The organism is Kineosphaera limosa NBRC 100340, from assembly GCF_000298215.1.
Lineage (GTDB): Bacteria > Actinomycetota > Actinomycetes > Actinomycetales > Dermatophilaceae > Kineosphaera > Kineosphaera limosa.
In genome coordinates, this window is record NZ_BAHD01000141.1 from 1 (window position 1) to 3,106 (window position 3,106).

Genomic DNA, 3,106 nt, shown 5'->3' on the forward strand with positions numbered 1-3,106 from the left:
GCGCAGCGGCGTCGGCGAGCTCGACCGGGTGCTCGGCGGCGGCCTGGTACCGGGGGCGGTCGTGCTGGTCGCCGGCGAGCCGGGCACCGGCAAGTCGACCCTGCTGCTTGATGTCGCGGCCCGCGGCGCGCGGGCCGGGCGCCGGGTGCTCTACGTGACCGGAGAGGAATCGGCCGGCCAGGTGCGGCTGCGGGCCGAGCGCATCGGCGCCCTGGCCGACGGGCTGTACCTGGCGGCGGAGACCGATCTGGCGCAGGTGCTCGCGCACGTCGAGCAGCTGGCGCCCGATGTGCTGATCGTCGACTCAGTGCAGACGGTCGCCAGCGCACAGGTCGACGGCTCGGCCGGCAACGTCTCGCAGGTGCGCGAGGTGGCGGGCGCGCTCATCCACGCCGCCAAGGGGCGCGCCATGGCGACGCTGCTCGTCGGGCACGTCACCAAAGACGGCTCCATCGCCGGGCCGCGGGTGCTGGAGCACCTCGTCGACGTCGTGCTGCAATTCGACGGCGACCGACACAACCGGCTGCGGCTCGTGCGGGCGGTCAAGAACCGCTACGGCCCGACCGACGAGGTCGGCTGCTTCGAGCTGACCGACGCCGGCATCGAGGGCCTGGTGGACCCCAGCGGCCTCTTCCTGTCCGCACCCAACCGGTCGGTGCCGGGCACCGCGGTCACCGTCACCCTCGAGGGCCGACGACCGTTGGTGTGCGAGGTGCAGGCGCTGCTGAGCCCGACGAAGGCGCCGACCCCGCGGCGCACGACGAGCGGGCTGGACTCGGCGCGAGCGGCCATGATCCTGGCCGTGCTGACCAAGCACGTCAAGCTGCCGATCGCCGACCACGAGTGCTATGCCGCGACCGTCGGCGGGGTGCGCCTGGCCGAGCCCGCCGCCGACCTGGCCCTGGCCCTGGCCATGGCCGGCTCCGCGCTCGACCTGTCCCCCACCTCGGGCACCGTCGCCATCGGGGAGGTCGGCCTGGCCGGCGAGATCCGGCACGTCACCGGGCTGGGGCGGCGACTGCGGGAGGCCGCCCGGCTGGGCTTCACCGGCGCCATCGTGCCGCGCGGCTGCATCGAACCCGACGAGATTCCCGACGGGCTCAACCTGCTGCAGGTCGCCGACATCGGCGCGGCGATCCGCGCCGCCGGCTCCCCCCGCGCCGTCGTCCCCTTCCAACGCACTGAGCAGTCGAAGGCGGGCAGGCACTCGCGGGCGGCCGGGCGCGCGGGCGCTGCCGATCGGCGCGCGTGACACCGTTGCACAGCCGTGATCCGGTCGTGACGCGGTGCGGGACACGAGTTGCCGAACACCCTGTCTACAATTCGGACGTCGGCTCGTGTTTCGTGGACGGACTGCGCAGGCCCAGCGCGCCGGTGACGCGGACGGACCGGCAAGGGGGCAACAGGAAGGACACGGGTGTGGATCGGCACGCCGACGACCTCATGCGCGCGACACTGGCCGCCGTGGCGCCCGGTACCGAGCTGCGCGACGCCATCGAACGCATCATCCGCGGCCGCACGGGCGCCCTCGTCGTGCTCGGCCACGACGAACGGGTCGAGCAGATCGCCACCGGTGGCTTCCCGCTGGACATCGGCTTCTCCGCGACCCGGCTGCGCGAGCTGGCGAAGATGGACGGCGCGGTCGTGCTCGACTCCACCCTGACCCGCGTCGTGCGGGCCGCCACCCAACTGCTGCCCGACGCCTCCATCGAGACCAGCGAGTCGGGCACCCGGCACCGCACCGCCGAGCGCACCGCCAAGCAGACCGGCTTCCCGGTCGTCTCCGTCAGCCAGTCGATGTCGCTGGCCGCCCTCTACGTCGGGGGCGAACGGCACGTCCTCGAGGCCTCCGCCTCGATCCTGTCCAAGGCCAACCAGGCGCTGCAGACGCTGGAGCGGTACAAGAACCGGCTCGACGAGGTGACCGGCACCCTCTCGGCGCTGGAGATCGAAGACCTGGTGACGATCCGCGACGTCACCGCCGTGTTGCAACGGCTGGAGATGGTGCGCCGCATCAACGAGGAGGTCTCCGGCTACGTCGTCGAGCTCGGCACCGACGGCCGACTGTTGACCCTGCAGCTGGAGGAGCTCATCGCCGGCATCAACGACGAGCGCGACCTCGTGATCCGCGACTACCTGCCGGCCGACTCCAACCGCAGCGTCCGCGACGTGCTCGACTCGATGGCAGCTCTCTCGGCCCCCGACCTGCTCGACCTGGCCGCCAGCGCCGCCGCGCTCGGCCACTCGACGCTGCCGGAGACCCTCGACGAGACGGTCAGCCCGCGCGGCTACCGGCTGCTCTCGAAGGTGCCGCGCCTGCCCGGGGTCATCCGCGACCGGCTCGTCGAGAACTTCGGCACCCTGCAGCGTCTGCTGTCGGCCAGCCTCGACGAGCTGCAGACCGTCGACGGCGTCGGCGAGGGCCGGGCCCGGGCGGTCCGCGAGGGGCTGTCGCGCCTGGCCGAGTCGAGCATCCTCGAGCGCTACGTCTGACGTGCCCCATCCGCACCACGAGCACGCCGGCAACAGCAGCGGCGACACCCTGCACGAGCCGGTCTGCCGCTGGTATGCCGAGCATGGCCGGGACCTGCCCTGGCGGCACCCCGACGTGACCCCCTGGGGGGTGCTCGTCTGCGAGGTGATGGCCCAACAGACGCCGGTCAGCCGCGTCGACCCGGCCTGGCGCGCGTGGCTGGCCCGCTGGCCCACCCCGGCGGCCCTGGCCGCGGACTCCCCCGGCGAGGCCGTGCGGATGTGGGACCGGCTGGGTTACCCGCGGCGGGCGCTGCGCCTGCACGCGGCCGCCACCGCCATCACGCTCGACCATGGCGGCCAGGTGCCCGCCGACGTCGAGGTGCTGCTCACCCTGCCCGGCATCGGCACCTACACCGCCAACGCCGTCGCCGCCTTCGCCTACGGCCGGCGCAGCGTCGTCGTCGACACCAACGTGCGCCGGGTGCTGGCCAGGGCTGTCTCCGGAGCCGCCCTGCCGGCACCGGCCCTGACCGCCGCCGAGACGCGGCTGGCCGCTGCGCTGGTGCCGGCCCAGCCCGAGCCGGCCGCCCGCTGGAATATCGCCGTCATGGAGCTCGGTGCCCTGGTCTGC

Annotated in this window: 3 protein-coding genes; all 3 read left to right on the top strand. The window is 73.7% G+C overall.

Going from position 1 to position 3,106, the window contains the following annotated elements:
* Positions 1–1,252 (top strand): DNA repair protein RadA (gene radA, locus KILIM_RS21690; protein ID WP_006594910.1); only part of this gene is annotated, 1,252 nt, incomplete at its 5' end.
* A gap of 167 nt (positions 1,253–1,419) precedes the next feature.
* Positions 1,420–2,493, top strand: coding sequence for a DNA integrity scanning diadenylate cyclase DisA (gene disA, locus KILIM_RS21695; protein WP_006594911.1), 1,074 nt, complete (start codon positions 1,420–1,422; stop codon positions 2,491–2,493).
* A 1-nt stretch (position 2,494) separates the two neighbouring features.
* A partial coding sequence (locus KILIM_RS21700; protein WP_006594912.1) for an HhH-GPD family protein occupies positions 2,495–3,106 on the top strand: 612 nt, incomplete at its 3' end.